Origin of the sequence: Vibrio ichthyoenteri ATCC 700023 (genome assembly GCF_000222605.1) — a bacterium.
In the GTDB taxonomy this organism is placed as follows: Bacteria; Pseudomonadota; Gammaproteobacteria; order Enterobacterales; family Vibrionaceae; genus Vibrio; species Vibrio ichthyoenteri.
On record NZ_AFWF01000040.1, the window covers coordinates 18,462 to 42,077 of the forward strand.

20 protein-coding genes and 2 pseudogenes are annotated in these 23,616 nt (G+C 44.9%); 11 read left to right on the forward strand and 11 right to left on the reverse strand.

Annotation, left to right across the window (positions count from 1 at the left end):
• Nucleotides 1–42 precede the first annotated feature (42 nt).
• Nucleotides 43–778 (forward strand): annotated as a pseudogene (locus RH85_RS04475) (sulfite exporter TauE/SafE family protein).
• Nucleotides 779–918: 140 nt separating this feature from the next.
• Nucleotides 919–1,350, forward strand: coding sequence for a YccF domain-containing protein (locus RH85_RS04480; protein ID WP_006711007.1), 432 nt, complete (start codon nt 919–921; stop codon nt 1,348–1,350).
• 70 nt (nt 1,351–1,420) lie between these two features.
• On the opposite strand, the gene RH85_RS04485 is transcribed toward RH85_RS04480, so the two are convergent.
• From RH85_RS04485 to glgX, 3 genes are all read right to left on the reverse strand, one after another.
• On the reverse strand, nt 1,421–2,290 hold the full coding sequence (locus tag RH85_RS04485; protein ID WP_006711008.1) for a hypothetical protein: 870 nt from the start codon (nt 2,288–2,290) through the stop codon (nt 1,421–1,423).
• Nucleotides 2,291–2,430: 140 nt separating this feature from the next.
• Nucleotides 2,431–4,128 carry a diguanylate cyclase domain-containing protein gene (locus tag RH85_RS04490; protein ID WP_006711009.1) on the reverse strand — a complete coding sequence of 566 codons (1,698 nt, stop codon included), beginning with the start codon at nt 4,126–4,128 and terminating at the stop codon, nt 2,431–2,433.
• A 211-nt stretch (nt 4,129–4,339) separates the two neighbouring features.
• Nucleotides 4,340–6,298, reverse strand: a complete 1,959-nt coding sequence (gene glgX / locus RH85_RS04495) for a glycogen debranching protein GlgX (RefSeq protein ID WP_006711010.1) — start codon at nt 6,296–6,298, stop codon at nt 4,340–4,342.
• Between the two features lie 424 nt (nt 6,299–6,722).
• On the opposite strand from glgX, the gene RH85_RS23395 reads away from it, so the two are divergent.
• The 3 genes and pseudogenes from RH85_RS23395 (at nt 6,723) to RH85_RS04505 (ending at nt 8,575) form a co-directional block, all read left to right on the forward strand.
• The gene (locus RH85_RS23395; RefSeq protein ID WP_006711011.1) at nt 6,723–7,433 is read left to right on the forward strand and encodes a hypothetical protein; all 711 of its coding nucleotides are present in this window, start codon (nt 6,723–6,725) and stop codon (nt 7,431–7,433) included.
• Between the two features lie 24 nt (nt 7,434–7,457).
• A pseudogene (locus RH85_RS23400) lies at nt 7,458–8,141 on the forward strand (serine hydrolase domain-containing protein); the annotation flags it as partial.
• Between the two features lie 239 nt (nt 8,142–8,380).
• On the forward strand, nt 8,381–8,575 hold the full coding sequence (locus tag RH85_RS04505) for a hypothetical protein (protein ID WP_006711013.1): 195 nt from the start codon (nt 8,381–8,383) through the stop codon (nt 8,573–8,575).
• A 165-nt stretch (nt 8,576–8,740) separates the two neighbouring features.
• On the opposite strand, the gene RH85_RS04510 is transcribed toward RH85_RS04505, so the two are convergent.
• Genes RH85_RS04510 through RH85_RS04520 form a run of 3 tightly spaced genes read right to left on the reverse strand, consistent with a single transcriptional unit; the run spans nt 8,741 to nt 12,118 of the window.
• Nucleotides 8,741–9,973: an ABC transporter substrate-binding protein gene (locus tag RH85_RS04510; RefSeq protein ID WP_006711014.1), complete on the reverse strand. Its 1,233-nt coding sequence runs from the start codon at nt 9,971–9,973 to the stop codon at nt 8,741–8,743.
• Nucleotides 9,974–9,975: 2 nt separating this feature from the next.
• Entirely contained in the window at nt 9,976–11,421 is a 1,446-nt protein-coding gene (locus RH85_RS04515) for a sensor histidine kinase (RefSeq protein WP_006711015.1), read from the reverse strand.
• Nucleotides 11,411–12,118, reverse strand: a complete 708-nt coding sequence (locus RH85_RS04520; protein WP_006711016.1) for a response regulator transcription factor — start codon at nt 12,116–12,118, stop codon at nt 11,411–11,413. Before RH85_RS04520 ends, RH85_RS04515 begins: the two co-directional genes overlap by 11 nt.
• A gap of 331 nt (nt 12,119–12,449) precedes the next feature.
• Between RH85_RS04520 and soxR the strand changes: the two genes are divergently transcribed.
• On the forward strand, nt 12,450–12,893 hold the full coding sequence (gene soxR / locus RH85_RS04525; RefSeq protein WP_006711017.1) for a redox-sensitive transcriptional activator SoxR: 444 nt from the start codon (nt 12,450–12,452) through the stop codon (nt 12,891–12,893).
• 29 nt (nt 12,894–12,922) lie between these two features.
• On the opposite strand, the gene RH85_RS04530 is transcribed toward soxR, so the two are convergent.
• Nucleotides 12,923–13,798, reverse strand: coding sequence for an AEC family transporter (locus RH85_RS04530; RefSeq protein WP_006711018.1), 876 nt, complete (start codon nt 13,796–13,798; stop codon nt 12,923–12,925).
• A 176-nt stretch (nt 13,799–13,974) separates the two neighbouring features.
• Here RH85_RS04530 and RH85_RS04535 point away from each other — a divergent pair, with 176 nt between their 5' ends.
• The gene (locus tag RH85_RS04535; protein ID WP_006711019.1) at nt 13,975–14,859 is read left to right on the forward strand and encodes a patatin-like phospholipase family protein; all 885 of its coding nucleotides are present in this window, start codon (nt 13,975–13,977) and stop codon (nt 14,857–14,859) included.
• 14 nt (nt 14,860–14,873) lie between these two features.
• Here RH85_RS04535 and RH85_RS04540 read toward each other — a convergent pair whose 3' ends face one another.
• Nucleotides 14,874–15,401, reverse strand: coding sequence for a P-loop nucleotide/nucleoside kinase family protein (locus RH85_RS04540; RefSeq protein ID WP_006711020.1), 528 nt, complete (start codon nt 15,399–15,401; stop codon nt 14,874–14,876).
• Between the two features lie 268 nt (nt 15,402–15,669).
• Here RH85_RS04540 and RH85_RS04545 point away from each other — a divergent pair, with 268 nt between their 5' ends.
• Nucleotides 15,670–17,310 (forward strand): ATP-binding cassette domain-containing protein, encoded by a 1,641-nt coding sequence (locus RH85_RS04545; RefSeq protein ID WP_006711021.1) that lies wholly within the window; start codon nt 15,670–15,672, stop codon nt 17,308–17,310.
• Between the two features lie 88 nt (nt 17,311–17,398).
• Nucleotides 17,399–17,911, forward strand: a complete 513-nt coding sequence (locus RH85_RS04550) for a hypothetical protein (RefSeq protein ID WP_006711022.1) — start codon at nt 17,399–17,401, stop codon at nt 17,909–17,911.
• A 134-nt stretch (nt 17,912–18,045) separates the two neighbouring features.
• On the opposite strand, the gene yqfB is transcribed toward RH85_RS04550, so the two are convergent.
• Nucleotides 18,046–18,363, reverse strand: a complete 318-nt coding sequence (yqfB, locus tag RH85_RS04555) for a N(4)-acetylcytidine aminohydrolase (RefSeq protein ID WP_006711023.1) — start codon at nt 18,361–18,363, stop codon at nt 18,046–18,048.
• Between the two features lie 886 nt (nt 18,364–19,249).
• Here yqfB and RH85_RS04565 point away from each other — a divergent pair.
• Together RH85_RS04565 and RH85_RS04570 are read left to right on the forward strand one after the other, a co-directional pair.
• Nucleotides 19,250–20,344, forward strand: coding sequence for an NADH:flavin oxidoreductase (locus tag RH85_RS04565; protein WP_006711025.1), 1,095 nt, complete (start codon nt 19,250–19,252; stop codon nt 20,342–20,344).
• Between the two features lie 63 nt (nt 20,345–20,407).
• The gene (locus tag RH85_RS04570; protein WP_006711026.1) at nt 20,408–20,971 is read left to right on the forward strand and encodes a sugar O-acetyltransferase; all 564 of its coding nucleotides are present in this window, start codon (nt 20,408–20,410) and stop codon (nt 20,969–20,971) included.
• A gap of 124 nt (nt 20,972–21,095) precedes the next feature.
• Here RH85_RS04570 and RH85_RS04575 read toward each other — a convergent pair whose 3' ends face one another.
• Nucleotides 21,096–22,817 (reverse strand): RluA family pseudouridine synthase, encoded by a 1,722-nt coding sequence (locus RH85_RS04575; protein WP_006711027.1) that lies wholly within the window; start codon nt 22,815–22,817, stop codon nt 21,096–21,098.
• Nucleotides 22,818–22,955: 138 nt separating this feature from the next.
• On the reverse strand, nt 22,956–23,357 hold the full coding sequence (locus RH85_RS04580; protein WP_006711028.1) for a hypothetical protein: 402 nt from the start codon (nt 23,355–23,357) through the stop codon (nt 22,956–22,958).
• Nucleotides 23,358–23,616 lie beyond the last annotated feature (259 nt).

A 23,616-nucleotide genomic window follows, 5' to 3' on the forward strand; every position in this document is an offset into this window, starting at 1 on the left:
GTTATACTTGGCTCTCTTTTTATTTATCGTTTGTGGATTCCCATGTTCTCGGAATGGCTTACCTCTGAGGCTCTGATTGCGGCATTTTTGATTTTTGTTGGTTCCTTTGTTCAAACATCGATCGGATTTGGTTTGGCTATCGTCGCATCACCGCTGTTATTTCTTGTTTCACCTGACTATGTACCCGCGCCGATCTGTTTGGTGGCATTGTTTATTTCGCTGTTAAACGCGCTTAAATACCGCTCTAGTATTGAAATTGGTGGCTTGAAAATGGCGCTAATTGGTCGTGTGCCAGGTTCAATTGCGGGCGGTGCGCTGTTGGTGATGGTTTCCGGCAATGTGTTGGCATTATGGTTAGGTATTTTAGTGTTATTTGCCGTTGTGGTTAGCTTGCTGCCACTGCGTATCGAACCGACGCCAATGCGAATGGGGATTGCGGGATTCTTCTCTGGATTTTTTTGGCACCAGTAGTGCTATCGGTGGGCCTCCTATGGCGTTGCTATTACAGCATCAAGAAGCCAATCAGCTACGCGGAAACCTCTCGGCATTTTTTGTGTTTAGCTCGATGATCTCGCTGGCGGTGCAAATTCCGGTTGGATTTTTAAATACCCACCATCTTTGGATAACCATTCCCTTGCTGCCAGCCGCTTACTTGGGCTATCGCCTTGCTCGTGCGACGACGGATTCTTTACCAAAAGAAAAAATTCGCATTGGAGCTTTAGTGCTTTGTTCACTTAGTGGAGCAACGGCGGTATGGCAAGGGATTATGGCGCTATAATTCATCTTAGGTTCATGTTAAATGTGAATACTAATAGTGTGGAACGGTGTCATCATGTATAGCCAATAAGCTGATTAACTTAGATGGCCCTAATTGACTCTCTATGTTTTCAATTTCATTTTTTAAAAGAGGGTAAAAATATGCGAACACTCGGTAACATCATTTGGTTTCTTTGTGGTGGTGTCATTATGGGTTTAATGTGGTGGATGTTTGGCTTGCTGGCATTCATTAGTATTATCGGTATTCCATGGGGCAGAGCTTGCTTTGTTATGGGCAATTTCTCATTCTTTCCATTTGGTAAAGAAGCAATCTCCCGTGACGAGCTAACCAATGAGATGGATATTGGTACTAGCCCATTAGGTATTATTGGTAACATTATTTGGTTTTTACTGGCCGGTGTTTGGTTGGCGATAGGTCATATTCTTTCAGCGGTGGCGTGTTTTATCACCATTATTGGTATTCCATTTGCTTTGCAGCATTTGAAACTGGCCGTGATCTCACTAGCGCCGATTGGTAAAACTGTGGTTTCGAGAGAGGAAGTAGCCGCGGCTCGCTACTCACTGCGTCGTTAGTACCGTTTGATGTTTTATTTAAAGAAACGCCGCATAACAGCGGCGTTTTTTTGTGCTCGTTATTGGGAGCCTAATAAGCTTTGATGCCAAACTCACGCAGTTTGTTGGGTAGGACGTCATCAAGTTTATCAATGTCTTCGACCAAGATATCGATTAAAGCAAACTGGTGTTGCTGATAGAGCGCTTTAATTGCTTGTTTTTGTTGCTCATCGGTAGGGCCTTGATCATCTCCCCAGTATTGAATATAGACCTTGCCACTTGGTAGATAGAAATCACACAATTGCTCTTGTTCAATTGGCAGTGGGCGATCGTAGGCATGTACTATGCCATTCATATAGAGCCAATTGTCGATGATTAGCTCACCTCGAGAATGAACATAGTGCCCATCTAAGGTGCGATGTTTCGCGGCAAATTTTTGCTGAAAATTGCTGAATGATTTGTCGGTGGCACTGGCATTTGCATCTTGGCCTAAGAACTCAATCACGGTTTGTTTTAACCGTTGGTTGTGCACAAGGGTATCGTGCCACACGGCATAGTGTTGTTCGCTTTGATTATCGACCCGTTGCTGACCACCATGAGTGAAACCTGAAGCGGTGACGAGCCAACCATTGTCGGTTTTAGTTATCCAACCAAGCTCACTTAATAATTGATTGATTTTCTTTGCATTGAGCTGAAAACGTTGGCCTATTTGTGTCGCGGTAAGCTGCTTTCCGGCGGTATGGGCATCATCGATGAGCAGGTTCTCTGGCCAGACAATGTATTGCCCAAATTTTGGATGCTGTAGGTATTCGCCCCCAAATCTACGCCCAATCTCAGTTAACACCCAACTTTCATCACTGCGATTGATGTAACCGGCGTGTTTTAAGTCTTTAAACAGCTGCTTAGCGTCAATATCTCGTACTTTTGCCAATTGGGAAGTCGATATTTTTTGTTGTGTCACGCATTGCTCCTTTGCGCCACGAATTGATGCTATTTTGGCAGGAATAGCCGTGATAATCCATGCTTGTTATGCGCTTGGTTAACACTATTAGGCCAAGTTCACGCGTAAAAAAAGGAGGCAAAGCCTCCTTTGTAAACGGTTTAAAATGTGTTTAAAACCACCTGATTACGGCCAAGCCCCTTCGCTTGCGAGATGGCTTTGTCGGCATTGCCAATCGTTATGTGTTGGCTGTCTTGTACCCGTGTAATTCCAATACTGATGGTGTAGTGGATGGTGTTTTCATTGTAGAGATAAGCACGTTTCTCGACTAACTGCCTAAAGAGGTCACACTGGTCATACGCATCATTTTCATCATTGGCGTAGAATAAGACACAAAACTCGTCCCCACCATAACGTGCGTGACTGATGGCGTTCGGCTTGGAGAAACATGTTTGCATTAATTCGGCCGTTGCCAAAATAATCTTGTCACCACATTTATGGCCATAGTCGTCATTGATCAGCTTGAAGCGGTCAATATCAATCAAAGCAAAAAACACTCGCTGGTTGCCGACATTGTGATCGATGGCTTCGCGCATGATGTGTTTATTGTCTAATTGCGTCATGACATCTTTGCTAAGCAGTTTTTTATGCAGTAGTAAGTTGGCCAAGGCCACTTCAGAGTAATCACGTATCATGCGAATAATCGCGCGATAGCTTGGTGTTAATGCTTGTACATACACCACTGCAATCAATTCATTTCGACTAAATAACGGAAAACGGTAATGGCGCGATTGTATCATCAGCTTTTTCGCCAAAGGGTCGGCTAATGCTTTGCTTCGATAGCTGATCTCGCCTGGAGTCAATTGAGTAATCAGTTGCCCTCCGTCCATAACGACACGGCTATTACCGTGAAAGTCTAAGGTGCTAAATTGGTCACTATCGCGGTCATAAAGGCAAAACTGCATCCCCTGATGTGAGAGAAAACGGTCAATAATGAGACGCAGTTGCTGCTTGAATTGTGCCAATTCTGTTTGACGACTGAGCTTGGCGAGAGCGTGATTCAGTTGATGTACTAAATAGCTGATTGACCCTAAAATGAGCAGTAATGACGCAATAAATATCGCGGTTAAACCAAATTGGTAAGACGACGCGAGAATGTCAGAACGATCGGTTCCGGAGATAAAGACCCAGTTAAACGGATTGTCGGTATCGAACACGGTGATCTTGAACTGATCTTGGTAGTAGTATTCATAATTACCAAACTGATGCCCTGACTTAATCAATTCACTAATGCCACCGTGGTAGCTGACCGAAGGTGAGCCAATACGATTTGGGTCAGGGTGAAAAATTAAACGCTCGGTCTGACGGTCGATGACAAAGACATAGCCATCATTGAGGGTTCGTAAACCTCTAAGGCTTTGGGTTGTGTGCATCAGGTCAAATTCGAGCCAGATTTGATTTTGACTGTCAGGGGTGTATTTGACAGCAAAAACCCAATAGCCAGGTTTTTTCTCATACAGGGATGACACTTCTAACTTAGCGGACAGTTTCAGCAATGGTGTCCATACGATACTGTCATCTTGCTCTGCTTTGGTTGGATTCAGCATTATCGAGCGATATTGACCTGTCTCCAGATTCACGTGAATGACATCGGCATACAAAGGCGTGTGTTTAAGAATTCGCTTAGCCGTGTTGTTAAATTGCGTGAGAGACTTGGCGCTATCTAAAAGAAACAATTTACTGGCGGCAGCTTCCACTTGAGTAGAAACTAAACTGGTGGCGGTATTGAGGTTGGAGAGAGACTGCAGATCGGCATCTCGCTCAGATGTTTTGAATTGCTGATAAGCCAAAAAAATCATACCGAGCGATAATAGTATTACGTACGGCCTGAGGGCGTGGATAACGAACTTAGGTAAAGCCATAACTGAGTTTTGCCAACATATATAAATTTATTGTGATTTGTGTCGTATATTAAACGCATTTTTTATGCACATCAATGCACTTTTGACAAGAAATACTGGCGTTGTTGAATGAAAAATAAGGGGCGCATCACTTTACGCCCCGTGTGGCTTAGTTTGGAGTGAAATGGAAAATCGCCATTGAAACGGGTTCAAGCAGAATTTGTTTTCCATCAATGGTTTGATGTAAATCGAGTCCGCCGGTATTACATAGCATGGTCCATTTCTGATCTTCATCACTTGGTAGTGTGAACCGAGCAGGTGCGTTGGTTTGGTTGATGCAGTAAAACAGTTCATTACCGTGCTCATCAATACCTAAATGCAAAGCGACCGCGGTAAGTTGATTCCAGTCATCATGGGATAAATCTTTGCCATCTAGACGACGCCACACAATACGGTTGTGATTACGGCGTTCACCACTGAAAGCGCGAATAAATGGCACCATGTAGGTTTGCCGCGCGGCGATCATGTCAGCAAGCCATTGTTTAAATGCCAGCTTGTTTTCATCTAGCTGCCAGTTGACCCAACTGATTTCGTTATCTTGGCAATAGGCATTGTTGTTGCCATTTTGACTATGGGAAAGTACATCGGCAGTTAAAATGTGTGGGATACCAAAAGAGAACAACAGCGTGGCCATAAAATTGCGCTTCTGCTTTTCGCGTATGCTCGTGATCGACTGACGATCAGAGGGCCCCTCGATACCATAGTTTTCAGAACGGTTGTCGCCATGACCATCGCGGTTTTGTTCGCCGTTGGCTTCGTTGTGCTTAGATTTATATGAAACAAGGTCTTGCAGGCAGAAGCCATCATGATAGGTAATGTAATTGACCGTTAAACGATAAGGCCAGTTGGCGGCACTGTAGAGATCTCTTGAACCCATTAAGCGCGTCGCGAGTTCCGTTAAGTAACCATGATCGCCACGCCAAAAGCTCCGACTGATGTCTCTAAGGCGGTCATTACATTCATTCCAACCTTGGGGAAAATTGCCAACTTGGTAGCCATTTGGTCCGATATCCCAAGGTTCAGCAATTAACTTGGTCTGTTTGAGAACCGGATCTTGTGCGACGGCTTTAAAAAATCCGCTATTAGGGTTGAAGTGATCGCCTTCACGACCCAGTGTTGCTGCTAAGTCGAAACGGAAACCATCAATTTGGTATTCATTGACCCAATAGCGCAGCGTATCCATGACCAAATTGAGCGATGGCTGATAGGCCAGGTTAACCGTATTTCCACAGCCCGTGTAATTAGCAAAGTGAGGTCCATGGGTGAGATAATGGTGTTTGTCCAGGGCCTTGAGGTTAAAGACGGGGCCGTCTGTTCCTCCCTCGGCGGTATGGTTGTACACGACATCTAAGATGACTTCAATCCCATGGCGATGCAACTCTCGAATGGTGGTTTTGAGCTCAAAAACCGCATCGTATTCCGCATAGCGTGGATCGGGCACCATAAAGAGATATGGGTTGTAACCCCAATAATTCACCTTGCGCATAGAGAGTAGGTGAGGCTCATGCATACAAGCAGTGATCGGTAACAATTGAATGGTATTGATGTTTTGTTCACGATAGAAGTTCAACATCGGTTCACTGATCAGTCCCAAGTATCGGCCTTGCTGCGTTGGAGATACGTCGGGGTGGCTCTTAGTCACACCTTTGACGTGAGTTTCAAACAACACCATTTCATCACGTGGACGATTAGGTCTTTGGATATCTTGCCAGTCAAATTTATCGTTAGTGACCACGCATTTGGCTAACTCAAAACTTTTTTGTGAATTGAACGGCAGTTTGTAGGTGAGTTCGCTGTCGAGTGCCTTAGCGTATGGATCGGATAAATAATGTGGTTGGCCGTTAATGGTGGTGATGTAACCATACTTTTGGCCTACTTGAATGTCGGTGATATGGGTGTAGCGAATCCCCGCGTATTCAAGCTCTAACGGATGAGTAGTATAACTGCCAGAATCGTCAAACAACGCCAGTTGAATGTCGGGGCAGTCAGGCGAGTGAATCGCAAAGTTGCACCCTTGTTGAGTGAGGGTGGCACCGAGCGGATACGGGCTAGAATTGGTCACTGTCATTGATTTTATTATGTGTCTTCTGTAAGTAAATTATCACTTGGTCAAGTACGTCAAATACCATCCAATTTTAGAGCAGAGATGAACGATTGATTTAGCATACTGTTATCTCTTTATCTAAATAGTGAACTATATTGCATTTTGTATTACAGAATGTTGTTTAACTTTGAATGTTTTTTATCTTCAAATGTGATCAAACACGATACTAAAGTTCAATTCATTGAATTTATGCACTGTTGCTATGTATTTACCACGAGGTAGTTACATGGTTTAGTTTGAGATTTGGGTATACATTTCGCTTGTTTTGAAGATGCGAAATAGTGTGATTCATAGTTGCTATATTGACCGCAGATTGATTAAGGCTACCAACGCTGAAGTAGCGTTTTTAATACAATAGAGTAAATACTAAGTGAAAAGGAAGACTAGGATGTCTCGCACTTTGTTTGCAGTATTTGTACTTACTGTAACTAGCCTCACAAGTGGCTGCTTTGAACCTCAGAATAACGCGATTAAATTCCACGGTATCTACACCACCGAACTAGCCAATCTGCCGCTGATACAAATTTACCATCAAGATGATCGAGATTATTTACGCTCGGCTTGGGGTGTTTTCGCGATTGATGTGAGCACTCAAGGTGCGATAAAAGTAAGAGATAGTCGAGTGTCTATCACCGGTCAATTCGGTGACGCGAAGCACGGTGAGTACCAGAGTATTGTGTTTAAGGACGAGGAAGCAATCTATCAAGCAACGCGCCATAATGCTTTGCCTGAGCATTTATTATTGGACAAAATGTACGACTCTCCGGAGTGGTTTACAGAGGTTGGCCAGCATCAAAGTTGTGAATTTTCAACGTTGAGTGAGAATCGCGAAGCGCAATTTGACCGAGAATTGATCAATGAACTTGCTCTGCTTGGTGAAAAGTCGTCAGGCCCATTTGGCAAAACCAACAGTTTATTGATTGCTCAAAAAGGCGAAATCGTTTTTGAAAAGTATATGAATGGCTGGCAGGGTGCTTACCCTCACAGCATTCAATCAGTAACAAAAAGCTTAACCGCCATGATGGTTGGGGTTGCGCAACAACAAGGTAAACTTGCCAATACTCAGCAAAAGCTCAGTGAATTGATGCCACAATACTAATCTTTATTAGAGGGCGAAAAAGACGCGCTAACCTTACACGATTTATTGGTGATGGGGGCTGGTCTTGATTGGGATGAATGGCGTGTCCCTTATAGCGACCCGAAGAACATTCGCTATCAAGAAATGGCCGATAGTGACCCTGTGCCCTTTGTGCTGAACAGAGCATTGGTGGATAAGCCCGGAGTGCGCTTTAACTACAATGGCGGTTTGGTGACAATTGTGGGCCAACTGTTAGCTGAGCAGACTGAGCATGACAATTTTGCCGATTTTATGCGAAATAGCCCAATGCAAAGCTTATGTTTGGAGCATGCCTATATTGAAAAGCAGGCGGGTAATACATCGAATACTGCCGGTGGTGCGTACTTGCGACCAAGAGATATGCTTAAATTAGGTATTTTATTGGACAATAACGGTGAGTGGCAAGGTAAGCAAATCATGGCGCCTGAATGGGTTAAAGCCATGACAACACCTTATATTGCGACCCCAATTTACAGCTCCAGTTATGGTTATTATTGGTGGATAGACCATATATTCAATCAAGGTAAAACTTACCAAGTGAATTATGCTTTGGGTTATGGTGGCCAGTTAATTGCGGTGGTTGATGATCTTGATTTGGTTGTGGTGCGCACCGCGAGTAATTATGATTTATTGCTACCACACTCGCGTTTGATGAGAGAGTTCATTCTGCCTGCATTTACGCTCAATTAGATTGTGCTTTACCAGAGTTTCAGCTTACGAAATGTGTCGCTGCAACGGCTTTACAATCAATGAATATCAAAAATGTTGCTATTAAATTAAGTGCTTTTAATTAATGACAATTATCTGATTTTAAAGATTTTATTTTGCTAAGCAGTGTACGGTGTAAGTAGCGGATCAGGCGCTTCACTTTGACAGTTTGCTGCAAGTCTCTACGCTTATATAAAAACGTCAAAGAAAAGGAGAGCACTATGGCGACACTCAAACAGGATATTCCAAATCGTGTAACCATCTATCATGATGACCTCGAACAAGAAAAAGCAGTTAAAAACGCATTGGCGCCAGAGAAACCTCGTTATTTCAATGGTTCGCCTACTTATCAAGCTGAGAGCGTTGAATCTTTTAAGCAAAAATTAGCCGATGCTGGGATGTCGTTAGACAAATAGCGTCGTGAATGTATCAACATGAATAAGGCCACCTATTTGGTGGCTTTATTGTTTCTCTTCTTATTTCAGCGCTTGGCGGTTATCTCGTGTGCTGAGAATGCTTGCCTAGTGAGTGGTGGGCGGCCATTTTCCTTGTGATCATGACCAGTGAGCTATGCTCATGCATTAAGTGCTTTGTGCTATGGCGATGATACGGCGTAAAACCGCTTCTTCAGTGACATCCGCGTTACGGTAGTAATTGAAAATTTCTGAATTTATCGCTTGCTGAGCTACGGGATTGACGGCCATGGAATCGCCCATGCTCGGTATCGCCAGGCCATTTTTCATCGCTTGTTGGAAATCATTATAGGATTGAATTTGACAAGGATTAAAACCGGAAAGATCAATGTCAGTACGCACTGGAATAGAACCTTTCATCTGATTGAATTTAGCTTGAAACTGCTTATCGGCTAGCACATTTGCTACTTCAACGGCTTGCTGTTGAGTGAAATCAGGGGCGTCCATAAAAATAAAGCTGTCCATATTATAAAGGAAAGCATGATGTGATTGGGGTGTCGGGTAGCAACCAATTTGCTGAGGTACCTTCACATCAGAGGCGATCAAGTCACCAAGAATCCAATCCCCACCAAGTTGGAATAGCGCTTGATCGCTGACTAATAGTTGCGTGGCGGTATCCCAATTTTGGTTTGGTTGTTGCGGTTTAACGAAACTGGCGAGTTTGCGTAATTGCCTGAGCGCCAAGCGCATTTGTTCACTATCAATATGGTCGCGCTTAAGCTCGACTAATGCTTTGTGGTAGAAATCAACACCACCAGATGCAATCACCAAGCTTTCAAATAACAACGCGATTTGCCAACTTTGTTCGCCAATGGCTAACGGCAGTCGGTTGGCTTGCTGAGCTTTCTCCATAGCTTGAAACATTTCTGGCCAAGTTTTGGGAATTTGCAATTCAAGCTGAGCCAGTACGGTATGGTTAACCCACATCCAATTTAAACGATGCAGCGTTATAGGTAAGGCGACGTAGCCATTAGCCGATTTATTGATATTAATAATTAGTGGGTAAAGATTGTCATCCCATTGATGTTTTTGCGCAGTTTCGTTGATGGTGTGGACAATGCCTACGTCGTCCCACGCTTTGATGCTCGGCCCTTCGATTTGTGCCACATCTGGGGTGTTTCCAGCTAGTGCTCTCGCTTGCAACACTGTCATTGCGCTGTCTCCGCCGCCACCTAAAATCGGGGAGTGACGTAGCGGAATATTGTGTTGTTGCAATTGCTGTTCTAAGGCTGCGAGAGCTTTTATTTCGCCTTTTGAGGTCCACCAATGGAGAAACTCTACTTCGGCTAAAATCGGAGTTGAGAAACTGGTCATTAACAAGGTTAGTAGTGTTTTTTTCATGCTTAATCTCTTGGGAACGTGAGCGTTGCGCACAGGCCACCACGCTCAGTCACACTTAGGGACAACTGACCGCCATGAGCTTTGGCAATGCTTTGCGAGATAGTTAAACCTAGGCCGTTGCCTTCTTGATCGGTGTGACCACGAAAATAGGGTTGAAAGAGTTGGTCGAGTGCATTGGGATCGGAGTTCTTCGGTTCCAAACTGGTACCCTGATCTGCGATGCGAACCGTTAAATTTTCTGCGCTTTCCTCTAAAGTGACTTCGGCCTTATCGCCATATTTGACTGCGTTATCAATCAAGTTTTGTATACAACGTTTAATGGCTAACGGTTTCCCAGCATAAGGCGCGATCGAGCCTCCTTTGAGCAAAATACGCTCGCCTTTCGGATCGATGGCGGCGGCAATATGCGCCACCAGTTGTTGTAAGTCGATCGGCTCAATATCTTCGTGAATGTCGGTCTCTTTAATGCATTGCAAAGCACCTTTGACCATTAAATCGAGATCATTGGCAATACGTGAAAACCGCTCACGTTCGATGTCGTCGTCGAGCATTTCAGCGCGGAGCTTTAGACAAGCGATAGGGGTCTTTAAATCATGGGATATAGAGCCAAACAGCATTTCACGATCTTTGATATGGCTGTTGATACGGCGATTCATTTTATTGAATGCATGCACTGCCGCTTTAAGCTCAGCGCTGCCTTCTTCTTTTACTTCTGGGACATTTAATCGGCTCGACATCAGCGTCGCTGCTTTGGCTAAGCGGCGGATAGGGCGAATTTCTCGTTGCACGACCACCCATGTGCAAATCAACAAGACTAATGCCGAAAGGAAAAGCGTGAACCATTCGCGAATGTCAAAATAGCTGGTTTCTAGATTGATGTAAGGCGCAGGCAGAACGGCGGCTAAATAGAACCAAGCGTGTTGATCGACCTTGACCTGCATCACCAAAATCGGTGGGTTTAGGTCGCCGTATGAGAGCGAATAGTGCCCCCACAATAACGGCAGTTCATCAATCGGCAGTTCTTTGTTGAATACTTTGAGTTTATCTCGGCGTGTAAATTCTACCTCGATGGTTGGCGCGTCTTGTAGCTCGTTATGCAGTACCGACTCAACCTCACTGATAACCATGGTTTTTCTTGCACTGTCAGGGAGTGGCGCTACTGGGATTTGGTGATTGTTGAGCGAAACAAAAAAGCGGGTTCCCCCCATATTGCGCAGCTGATTGAGCACCAAATGACGATATTCAGGTGGTAAGGTTTGAAAGAAAGAGATGGTCGATGCTGCACTTAATGCGAGGCTATTAACGGTGGTTTTCAGCCCTTGTTGATCTTTTTCGCTGCTGTGTTGATACCAAATGAGTCCCGCTAGAAATTGAGCAAGAATGATGACGCACAGCAAAAATAAGCTGGTGCGCATAGCTAAGGAATTGCTCCAACCTTTAACTTTCATACTGTACGCCAGCGGTGAGCATGTAACCTTTGTTACGTACGGTCAAAATCAGTGAGCGCTCTTTGTCATCAAGGTGGTGCCGTAAGCGGCTAATTTGTACATCAATACCGCGCTCAAATGGATCGCTATCGCGCCCCCATATTTCGCGAGCAATGTCATCACGAGATAGGACTGATTCTGCATTGGCAATAAATAATCCCAATAGAGAGAGATCGGCACCACTTAACTGTTTAATGGTTTGCGTAGGCTGGTGAGTGAGCTGACGAGTGACGGTATCGAGCTGCCAGTTTGCAAAGCGAACACGCCGCGCCAGTTTAGCGCTTTGACTCGTGACGCTACGACGTAAAATGGTTTTAATACGCGCGAGTAACTCACTCGGACTAAAGGATTTAGTAATATAATCATCGGCGCCCATCTCAAGTCCGGCCACGCGATCTGCCTCTTCGGTTACGGCTGTGAGCATAATAATCGGTACATTAGAGGTTCGACGTAGCTGCTGACACAACGTAAAACCATCATCGCCAGGCATCATGATATCGAGAATGATCAAATCCGGTTGGTACTTATCAAGCTCGCGCCACATCGCACTGCCATTCTCCGCCCCAACGACGCTAAAGCCCGCTTTTCCCAGATAGTCGCTCAATGCTTCACGCAGATCACGGTTATCATCGACCACTAAGATTTGTTTGCCGCTCATCCATCTTCCCATCTCTTTAAATCGTGCGGTCATGATGCCATTGAACGTGATTATCTCAATTGAATCTCGTTAATTTCTCGCTATTTATAGCGTTATTTTTGTAAGTGAACTCTTACATTCCATTGCGATGCGACATGGATGTAAACCGAAAGGAAAAAGTGAGAGATGAAGGAGCTTGTTGGGTTGCTCAGTGAGACCGGAGCATCGTTAATGGTGATATGTTCCGTTCTATTGTGCGATAAAAATAGGAAAAGTGGCCACCAGCATATGACCTAAAGTTAACTTGAGTTAATCTGATAAGAGTGGATGTGAGATACAGAGGTAGGTGAGTATGGATTTGTCGGTCGGGCAAGTTGCTGAACGGGCGGGTGTTGCGGTTTCTGCACTGCATTTTTATGAGCAAAAAGAATTGATTAGTAGCTGGCGCAATGCTGGTAATCAGCGCCGTTATGAACGCAGTGTGATTCGGCGTGTGGCGGTTATCAAAGCGGCGCAGCAAGTGGGCATGTCTTTAGAAGAAATCGGCCAAGCTTTTGCTCATCTTCCTAAGCATAAAGCGCCTAGCAAAGCTCAGTGGGAAGCAATGGCCACCCAGTGGCATGCCGAACTTGATCATCGAATTTTACAGCTCAAGTCGTTGCAAAATGATCTCCACGGCTGTATTGGTTGCGGTTGTCTATCGTTGGAAAGTTGCAGCCTTCGTAATCCTGAAGACACCAGAGCAACGGAGCATAGCGGTGAGTCATTACTCACTAACCCTGAAGACCCATTTTAATCAACATGCAGGATTTACAGGCTCTTAATTTATAGCGATAGGGCAAACGTCAGTAAAATGGGCAGGGTGAGTACGCTAAAGAAGTTGCCGTATAACACCATTGAGGCGACTTCTGCCGGTGCGATTTGAAAGCGTTCAGCGAAAAGAAAATTCATCACGGCGGGTGGCAGCATGGCAAATAACACCATCATTTGCAGTTGCATGGTTGGAAGAGGAATAAACCAATAGATAATCGCAAATGCGATTGCGCCAGTAAGCAGTGACTGCACGCTGCACAAAATGCCAATTTTTAAACCGCTTAAGCGCATATTACACATTTGTGCTCCCAGCGATAAAAGCATCACTGGTACGGCGGCATGCCCTAGTAATTTCGTCGCTTCGTACAATGGTAGCCAGACAGACACACCAGTTAAATTGAGCGCCAGTGCCCCAGCTGCGGCAAGAAAGACGGGCATTTTAATCACCTGTTTAAACGGGTTGCCCCCACTCAATACGGCGAGACCGATGCTGACATGAGTGCATGCCGATACAATAAATAATAGGACTGCTGACGCCAGTGCCGATTCACCAAAAGTATAAGTGAACAGTGGAATGGCCAAGTTACCGCTATTGCGGAACATGTGTGGTGGAGCCCATGCCTTGAAATCCAATTTCATCACCATGCATACTGGAATCATCACCAATCCTGGTACGATGACGGCAATTAACGCTGCGCTAAGCAGTGGTAATTGTTCGGTTTCTAGCGGCATCGCAACCAGTGAAGAAAACACCAGAGCAGGGGTAAAAGCGTCCATATTAATACGGTTGATCGCAGTGAAATCAGGGCGAATCCAACGCGCGATTGAGAACCCCACCAAAACTAGAGCGAAAACAGGAAAGAGGATTCCAATAACTTGTTGAAACATATGCTTAGGCCAAAAGTAGGGTAATAATCAAACAATATCAGGCGGATTTGTCGAAGTCACCAGGAAGGTATATATTTTGTTTTTTATCAAGCGATAAAGTCAATGTGACCCCTTTGCGGTGAAGTGATGGTGAGGCATTGTCTCGATATCAATATGTTCTTGGAAGGGCATGCATTATGAGTATCAAGGATATGAATGGGGATATTGCACCAGTGGGCGATGCCGCATTGATTGTTGAAGGTGGCGCGATGCGTGGCGTGTTCTCTTGTGGTGTATTGGACCATTTTATGGCGGAGAACTTCTCACCGTTTGACAGTTTTTGGGGGGTATCTGCGGGCGCGAGCAATCTCACTGCGTATTTGGCGAACATGCCCGGACGTAATTTGAAGATTTACCTTGATTACAGCCTTAGACGGGAGTTCTTTAATCTGCCGCAATTTCTCCGCGGTGGCGATTTGATGGATCTCGATTGGATGTGGACTATTACTCTCAAAGAGTTGGGGATTGATAACGTTGCTTTGCAAGCGGACACTCGTCCATTCTTTATGGTCGTAACTCGACAAGATACTGGTGATGCAGAATATCTCACTCCGAATGTTGATGAAATCGTGAGCACCATGAAAGCATCCAGTGCGTTACCGATTTTATATCGTCAAGGTGTGGAATTAGAAGGATTACGTTACGTAGATGGTGGTGTTGCTGATGCTCTTCCAGTCGCGGAAGCCATTCGTCGCGGCGCAAAGAAAATTATGGTGTTACGCAGTCGACCAGAAAGCTATCGCAAAACAAAAGATCGCTTTGCGTTTGTCATTAAGCGATTGTTGCGTCAAACCCCGGCATTGATGGAGCCAATGTTGACTCGCTATCAACGCTACAACCAAGCCTTAGAGCTGATTGCCAATCCGCCCGAAGGGGTTGAGATTCTCTCTATCTGTCCACCAGAAACATTTAAATTACAGCGTTTGAGCCGCGAAACCGCCTCTTTAGAGCATGGCTACCAACTTGGAATTGAAGCAGGTAAAGAGGCGATGCAACGTTGGCGTGCGATTGCGTCAGTGTAAATACCCTAAAGCGGTTACTGAGTGAGTTTTAGTTGCTGAAAAAGCGCAGCAGAAGAGGCTTCAATCGATTGACCCGCGGTATCAATGTGTATCACTTTTCTGGATTCAGCCGTGTTACTCCATGGCTCGTAATGACGCTCAACCACTTGTTGCCAAGTGGGTAAAACAAGATTGGCGATTGGGCTGAGGCGTGTTTCAACACGGCGTTGATGCTCTTCACGTTGGGAGCAGGCTATTTCAATGTTGATATAGTTTGCGCCAACCTGACTAGCAACTGATTGCCACTCATCTCGGGTCAGTTGAATTGGATTACACGAGTCGGCGATCACATCTAAGCCTAGTTTGAGGTTATCGCTGGCAATACGGTAGCTCAGTCGGTAACCCTCTCCCTCTACTTGAAATTGACACAAATCTCGCAGAGCTTGCTCAACGGTATCAATGCGTAAATAAACGGCACCAGTCTGCTGTGCTAATGCTTGGGCTAAGGTGGATTTACCACTGCCAGGTAGGCCAGAAAAAATATATAAAGTTGGAGTCGTCATGGTCGTTATGTTTGGATCTCATCACATTTAAGCGATTATTGTCACGAATACATTGTCCAAAATAACATGCTTGGGTAGAATTTCGCCATCATTTCTGTAGGAGTTTACGCCACGATGGATTGCTAATACCTGTCATCCAAACATCAGCCAACTTTGGCTACTTATTTTCTTGGACTACAGGGTTAGTGGGCGTAGCTTCGTCTTTAACTTTCTATATGCGACTTGCAAGTTAGCTGCGCCTATTTGCCCCTAATTTTTAGGAGGCGATATGCCAAACACACCTATTTTTACACCTCAATCAGACTGTCACGGCTTAATACTGGCGAGCAAACTCACTTATCAGTTTGCTGATGGCGAGCGTATTTTTGATGGCATTACTTGCTCACTCAATCAATCACGAACCGGGCTCGTAGGACGCAATGGTGCGGGTAAATCGCTATTTGCTGAGTTACTGACTCAGCAACGTCAACCAAGCTCCGGAACGGTGACCATGAATGCGACGATAGGCTACTATTCGCAGTTAGCGTCGCAGTGGATTGGTTCAAATCAAACGATTGCACAAATACTTCAAGTTGATCAGGCACTCGCCGCTCTCGATCGCATTGAGCAAGGAGAGTGTGAACAACGTTTATTTGATCAGGTTGCAGAGCGTTGGGATTTAAAGCAGCAGCTTTTGGATTTGCTTCGCCATTTAGGGCTTCCTGCCGATGTTAATCTGGCCATGCGCCATCTTTCAGGGGGGCAACTGGCTCGCTTACACTTGTGGCAGTTGTTTGAGAGTGACGCTGACTTACTGGTGCTTGATGAACCCTCTAATCATCTCGACCATCTGGGCAAGCGGTGGCTGATTGACAAAGTGCGTGGGTGGCAAGGCTCGATTTTATTGATAAGCCATGATCGTGCGTTGCTGCGTGAAATGTCAGTGATTTGGGAGTTGAGTGGCGGTAAATTACAGCAATATGGCGGTAATTTTGATGATTACTTTGAGCAAAAACAGACTCAGCAACAAGCTTTAGAGCGTCAAATTGATGTGGTAAAAACCCAACAACGTCGAGCGAAGATCGAACATCAAAAAAATCAGCAGAAAGCCGATAAACGTGCCGCGCAAGGCAATAAAATACGTAAACGAGGTGGTCAGCCCAAGATCTTACTGGATGCGATGAAAAACAGCGCACAAGCGAGTGCTGCAAGTCGAGTGATCAATCAGCGTGGGCAGATTGACCGTTTGGATAATAAAATGCGTAGTTTGCAAGCTGGGCAGCACATTGAAAAAACCATCACCATGCGTTTGCATGAGGCATCTGGTTCGAATAAGTCTATGATAAACATCGTCAACTTCAAGGTGCCGTTTAGTAATAGTGATGGGGTTAGTCTGCAATTAAGCAGCACGGATAAATGCCGAATACATGGCGCAAATGGGTGTGGTAAATCGACGCTACTCAAGCTTATTGAACAGCAAAATAACCCTGAACTGCGTTGTAACCAGCCGGTAATCTATCTCGACCAACATTTCTCATCGTTGCTGGTCAATCAGTCCATGCTCGATAATCTCATGCACTATTGCCCTGACCTAAAAGAGAGTGATGCGCGGACGTTATTGGCAGGGATCGGTTTTCGTCGAGATGATGTTTATCGGTTAAGTCTGCATTTGAGTGGTGGAGAAAAGATGAAGCTGGCGATGACTATCGTTGGTCATCAAGCGAATAGGCCACTGCTGTTATTGGATGAGCCTGATAATCATCTTGATCTACACTCTAAACAGGTGCTTAGCCAAGCGTTAAATCATTATCAAGGGGCACTAATGATTGTGAGTCATGATGAAGATTTTATTGCTGAGATTGGGATAACTCAAACGGTAATGTTTTGTCCATTGGATCATAATGGCAGGAAGCGGGGCTCTGGATGCTAACGTTCAACCAATAAGGTTGGATGCTATCGGTTTTTAAAGCTGAGTACGGAATCAAGGATAGGGTGTGGAATGCAAACTGAGGAATGGTATGTATAAATTGCTATGTGGGTTAACAGCATTGGCGAGCGGTTTATTAATGTTTACCGGCTATGTGATTGTGTTTTCAGCGGATTGGTATGTTAGCTACTCCACTGACATCTTGATATCGTTGTTTGGTTTGCTACCTAGTAGCGTTGAAACGTGGTTAGCTAATGCGGCTTTTTTCGATATTCAATTTGTTTTTTCGTTGATCCAAGCATTGGTTTTAAGCGCCATTTTTGCCATGCTATTTGGTCTATTTTTAGCGCTGTTTAAAGGGCTAGTTGCTTACGTACACTTTGCTATTCTGGGTGTATTTTCTGGTTTTATCTATTTAGTCGCCCCGGCTTTGTTGGCGTTCATTAATAGCGGCGCGCTCAGTGGTAGTGCTTTTAATCCCTTATTTACCCACTCCCTGATTACTGTACTGGTATGGTATTTACCGTTGGTGGTGACTATTTTCGTGACTGCCAACATTAAGCGTCGTCAATATGCTCAAGTTGAGCGTTCGTGGTTTCATTGATTGACAGTGTTCAACGCCGTCTTTGCTCTATCCCGTTATCGCTCTTGCCTGACTTATTTTCAGATGGTGGCGAGAATAAAAAAGAGGCCGTAGGCCTCTTTGTGTTTCTGTGATATTTGATTGTATCAAGCCGGTTACACCAGCTCGTAACTGATCATGTAAAGTTGATCGAGATTAGGATAAATCTCAGCAATCAATCTTTTTAGTTCATCTAATGGCAGAGCTTCTTGTTGTGCGTGAAATTCACTGATCTCATCAAACAGCAGTGGCTCAACAGACAGGATCTTAATTTCACACACCTTCTTGTCGGTTTCTAACGTAAAAACTTCAACTTGTGTGCCCGGAACATAGTGGCTTTCTGCCTCATCACGGATGGTAATGGTCTTCATTCCTGAGGTGATAAGTGGGGTCAGAAATTCAAAGAAAGTAATTTTAGTTGGCGCTTGGCTCATGAAGTATCCACCGTTGTCTTTTAAGAGGTGAGTATACGTCAAAAATGCCCAAAGGAATCAATATTGAATAGGTTGGAATCGAATTAAAACAGAGTGTGTTAGCCAGTGCGTTAAAAGCCAATACTGAATAGAGAGGGGAGGTGAAAGCGGGTGGTGATTGGCGAAAAACGCGCTGGTTAGATGATAACCAGCGGATTTTGCTCTAGCTGGTTACGCTGAAATGGAATGTTTAAGGCAAATTTTCGTGTTGGTCAGTGAACCCACAAAAGCCACAATCATTAGTGGTCCTAGTAAACATGACATTAGGACACAAGCAGCTTGCTTTAAGGTATTACCCTTAATTGGCGTAAAAAACTGAGTAGCAAAAAAGATAAGTAAACCTGCAATCGACCAAACAATCATACAATCCTCTATTTTTTCTTAAGGCTTATTGCCTCTGTAAACAAGATAAAGGCTTTCAGCGTAAGGGTGTTATGAGGGCTGTCACACTTTAAGATAGTCACTAAGCAAATAGTTTAGGCCGGCTAACAATGTGTGTCACTTGTTGATAAATCGCGTCAACGTGGAACTTTGCTGCTGCGCTCTTTTATGATGCGGAGACATAGCCAATGCCACGATAACGTGGGGAAAAGCGTCACTTTGCTCCATACGCACTCGAAGCGAGAGATTCTTTAATCCAGATTAAGGTTTTTGTCTTTAAGAGTCGCTAACATGCCGCTCATATTGGCGACAATGCATAAATGAAGAACAGTCCTGTAATTGCATGGCTGTTCTTTTTGGTTGCAGATGAAGCAACCACACAAGAACCTTGGCCGGGTACTTAAACGACTTCACCGTTATTACGTTTAATGCCGTGTCAAAGAATTGAAGAATTTGAGGAAGAGATTTGAGCACTTTGTTTTCACCATCCCGTATTGGCGGCATGACTTTAAAAAACCGTTTTGTTCGTAGCGCAACATGGGAAAATCTGGCGACAGAAGACGGTCATATGACAGATAAGTTGTATGACGTATACCAAGAGCTAGCGGAAGGCGAAGTGGGACTGATTGTCACAGGGTATGCCAATATCGTTGAGGAAGAAAAACCAAATGCTGGCATGATGGGGATGTATAACGACTCCTTCATCGAAGAATACCAAAAACTGACTCAGCTTGTGCATCAATACGATTCGAAGATAGTCATGCAGCTTGCCTATGGTGGGACTAAAACGACGTACAATGTCGGCGAACGAGTCATTTTTGCCCCAAGTGAAGTGGCAGAGAGAGGCACGCAAACACTTGGTAAAGCGATGACTCAACAAGAGATTGATTATATTGTTGAAGCCTTTGCTCTAGCAACCAAACGCGCTCAAGACTCTGGATTTGATGGGGTAGAGATTCATGCTGCGCACACTTACCTGATTAACCAATTTTTAAGTCCATACTACAATCGTCGTGATGACCAATACGGTGGCAGTTTAGAAAACCGTATGCGCTTCTTAATTGAAATTTATACCGCTTGCCGAGCTCTCGTTGGCGATGACTTTCCGATTTTGGTTAAATTGACAGCGTCAGAGTTTTTTGACGGTGGGGCAACCTTCGATGAGACGCGTCTCGTTTGTCAAAAATTGGAACAGATTGGCGTGGATGCCATTGTGATATCCGGCAATATTCATGGTAATGCGAGTAGCTTGGTTGGCGAGTCATTTGATGGCTTTACACTTCAGCAAGAGGGCTACTTTCATGAATACGGCCATGCTATTGGTCAAGAAGTGAATGTCCCAATCATTACCGTTGGCGGTTTGAGCGATATTGATGCTATCGAGCAGATGGCAGAAAATACCAGTATTGAATATTTTGCCTTGTCACGCCCGTTACTGGCGGAGCCTGATTTGATCAAGCGCTGGAAAGAAGGTCAGCGTAACGACGTGGATTGTGAGCGTTGCTCAAAATGTCGTACCAAGCGAGGCAATTTCTGCGTGGTATACAACAAAAGAAAATAGATAATCCTCTGCATGTTGCAAGGATGCTAAAGGCGTGCAAGCGCCGCCCTACAGAGAATAATAATGAAAACAGAAAAACAGAAGATGTTAGCGGGCGAACCATATCAAGCATGGGATGAAACGCTGTATGCGGAGCGTATCGCTTGTCGTAAAACCTTACAGCAACTCAATAATTCGTTACCGGATACAGAGCAGTGGCGTGAAGCGATTGACCGCTTGATCCCCAATGCTCAAGGCGCTTACATTGAACCTCCGTTTCGCTGTGATTACGGTGAAAATATAGTGGTTGGCAAAAATTTCTTTGCCAACTTTAATTGTGTGGTTCTGGATGTGGCCAAAGTCACCATTGGTGACAACGTGTTGTTTGGACCGAATATTCAACTTTATACCGCAGGCCATCCATTGGATGTGAAAGGTCGTGTGGAAGAGGGAATCGAATTTGGTTTACCGATTACGATTGGAGACAATGTTTGGTTAGGAGGCAGCGTAGTGGTGTGCCCTGGGATCACGATTGGTGAAAACTCAGTGGTGGGCGCAGGCAGTGTTGTGACAAAAGATATTCCAGCCAATGTGGTTGCGGCAGGTAACCCATGCCGCGTGATCCGACCGTTAGACGCTTCTGATTAAATCAGCTTAATGATTACCAGTGTTTATTACCGGTGATTAGATGCCAATACAAACACGCCTAAGCTTTGCTTAGGCGTGTTTGTTTTAAATGCGTCTTAATCCTGAGCATGGATAAGCGAGTAAACTAAAAATCGCACTCAGCGTTGAAGGTTAAGCGGCGGTGATCGTAGGGATGATCGAACGCCAGTTGCTCTGCATGTAGGTGAAGACGTTGGTCTTTCTCACCATACAAACCATCACCAACCATCGCCATATTCAGCCCCAAATGATGTGCGCAATGAACGCGAAGCTGGTGGGTGCGGCCGGTTTTTGGGTGCATATAGAGTTTGCTTCGGCCGTTTTCGACTTGAATGAGCTGCCAATAGGTTGTCGCAGGCTTGCCGTGCTCGAAGCAGACTAATTGACGCGGACGATCATCTGGATCACCGCGCATCGGTAGATTTATTTCACCTTGCTCTTGTTCAATAACGCCTTCAACCATCGCGATGTAACGTTTTTCAACCCCACGGCTGATGAATTGTTTTTGTAGGCTTTTGTTGGCTCTGCGCGTCAAGGCGAAGACCAGTAAACCGGATGTTGCCATATCCAAGCGGTGCAATACAAAAGGCCCCTCAACATTGGTAAACATTGCCTGTACGCGCGTATAAGCGGAGTCTTTAATGGTTTTTCCGGGAACAGACAGTAGGCCAGCAGGTTTATTTACCACGACAATCGCTTCATCTTGGTAGACGACTTGTAGCGTTTTGTCTGCGGCCCAGTTATCTTCAAGTGGGTTTGGGTCCACCTCTAAGCCTTGCAACATGTGGCCAAGAATCGGATTACATTTACCATGGCAAGAAGGGTAGAACTTGCTGTGTTGACGCACTTCAGATTTAGGCGATACGCCCCACCAAAATTCAGCCATCGCCAGTGGCGTGAATCCGTGCTTATAGGCATAGTGAAGTAGTTTTGGTGCCGCGCATTCTCCTGCTCCTGCCGGTGGAATCGGATTGGTATTTGGAGCGAAAATCGCTTTCAGTGATTTTTCTTCTCCGCGGGCATTGAGAAAACAGTATTGCTCGAACAATTTGTTTTGCAGTGCATTAGATAGCATTTTACGTTGCTGTTTGGCGTGAGCAATGGCATCAGTCAGTATCGCGAGTTGCGTCTCAACGTGACTGATTTTTTCATCCCATTCCAATTTTAGGTATTTGAGTACGTTTTTTTCCGCCACGCTTTGTTTGGCCAAATCATCGACGAGCGCTTTTAACGCCTCACCGCTTAGAGTTAGATCTGCTTGATGGCGTTGCTGTTTTCGATCGGCACGGCCATCAATCATTGCTTGGCGTTGTCGCGCTTCTTGAGCTTGATAGTCGGCTTTGTATTGCGTTAATTGCTGGCTAAGGTCTGCGATTAATGGGTTCGCTGCTAGCGCTTTTACCTGAGTATTTAACGCGGTGATTTCTTCTAGTTCAACGCGGAAAAAACACTCTTCCGCCAGCATATCAAACACCGGTGGCACAAAATGCGCTAATAAGTTTTGTTCCGCGATTTTTCCTGAGAAAGCGCTTAGGTAGCCGAGTTCTCCCTGTGGAGAGCGAACCAGCAACACGCCAAACATTTTTCCTGTGCCCGAGTTTGTATCCGAGGCGATAACGGAGTCGTCACTGACTTGTTGTTGGTCTTCGCGTAAACCAAAATCGTGTTGCCATGCAGTTTGTGTCGCAAGGTAGTGTTGCAATTCTTTTGCGGCTAGAACACAAAGCGGGTGTGGCTGATAGTAAAAGGGAAAAGTGAATGCATTTGGCAGCTCGAACTGGTCGATAGCGGCATGGAATCGGGTGAATAATTGTTCAGGTTGGTGCATGGTAAACTTCTATCAGCGACACGATGAGGCGCGATTTTACCTGTTTAAGCGAGGAATGCCACCTTGCGTTAGCAGCGCATTGGCAAGGTGGTGAAAGCGAGCCGTCTCAGTGAAAGAAACGGCTAATTAAATCGAGACTTATTTGACGTAGTCTGATTGCATGCTGGCTAACCAGTGGTGTGCGGTACCGTCACTTTTTTCTACCCAGATATCATTACGATACTGTTCAATTCGACCTTTTACACTGAGTTTAAAGGTGTTGTCTTTCACCGCGATGACGCGCAGGAATTGATCGGATGTGGTCAAGACCGGTTCGCTATCATCTAACTCTGAACCATTGGCAATCAAATAGTATTGATTCAATTTATTGAGTTTGCGATCGGTTGAAACGATTTTGTACCCAACCAAACTAAACTCTTCGCCAATCGGCGTTGACGAGACTTGTGGACCGAGAGAGGTATGAGTAGGGATGAATACCCAAGCAGTCACGCCAGCGGCAATGAGTACCAGCGCAAGTAGTACGATTTTAATTTTTGACATTATCGACTCTGAATAAAACAAGCGAACATAGATAGCGGCTAGTTTAGCTTAGCCTGACGGGGGAGCAAAGGGGCAAAACAGTAAGGCCTATTGATAGGCGACCGGCGAGTCACCTGCGGAGCATAGTTTCTGGGGCAATAGTTTCTGGGTCAATAGCGAGCAAAAACCCCGCTAGAGAAATTTGAGAAAGCGGGGTTTTTAGGCAGTGTGCTATTTAAAGATGTTCACTAGACATCAATGACCGAGGTGTCGTCGATTC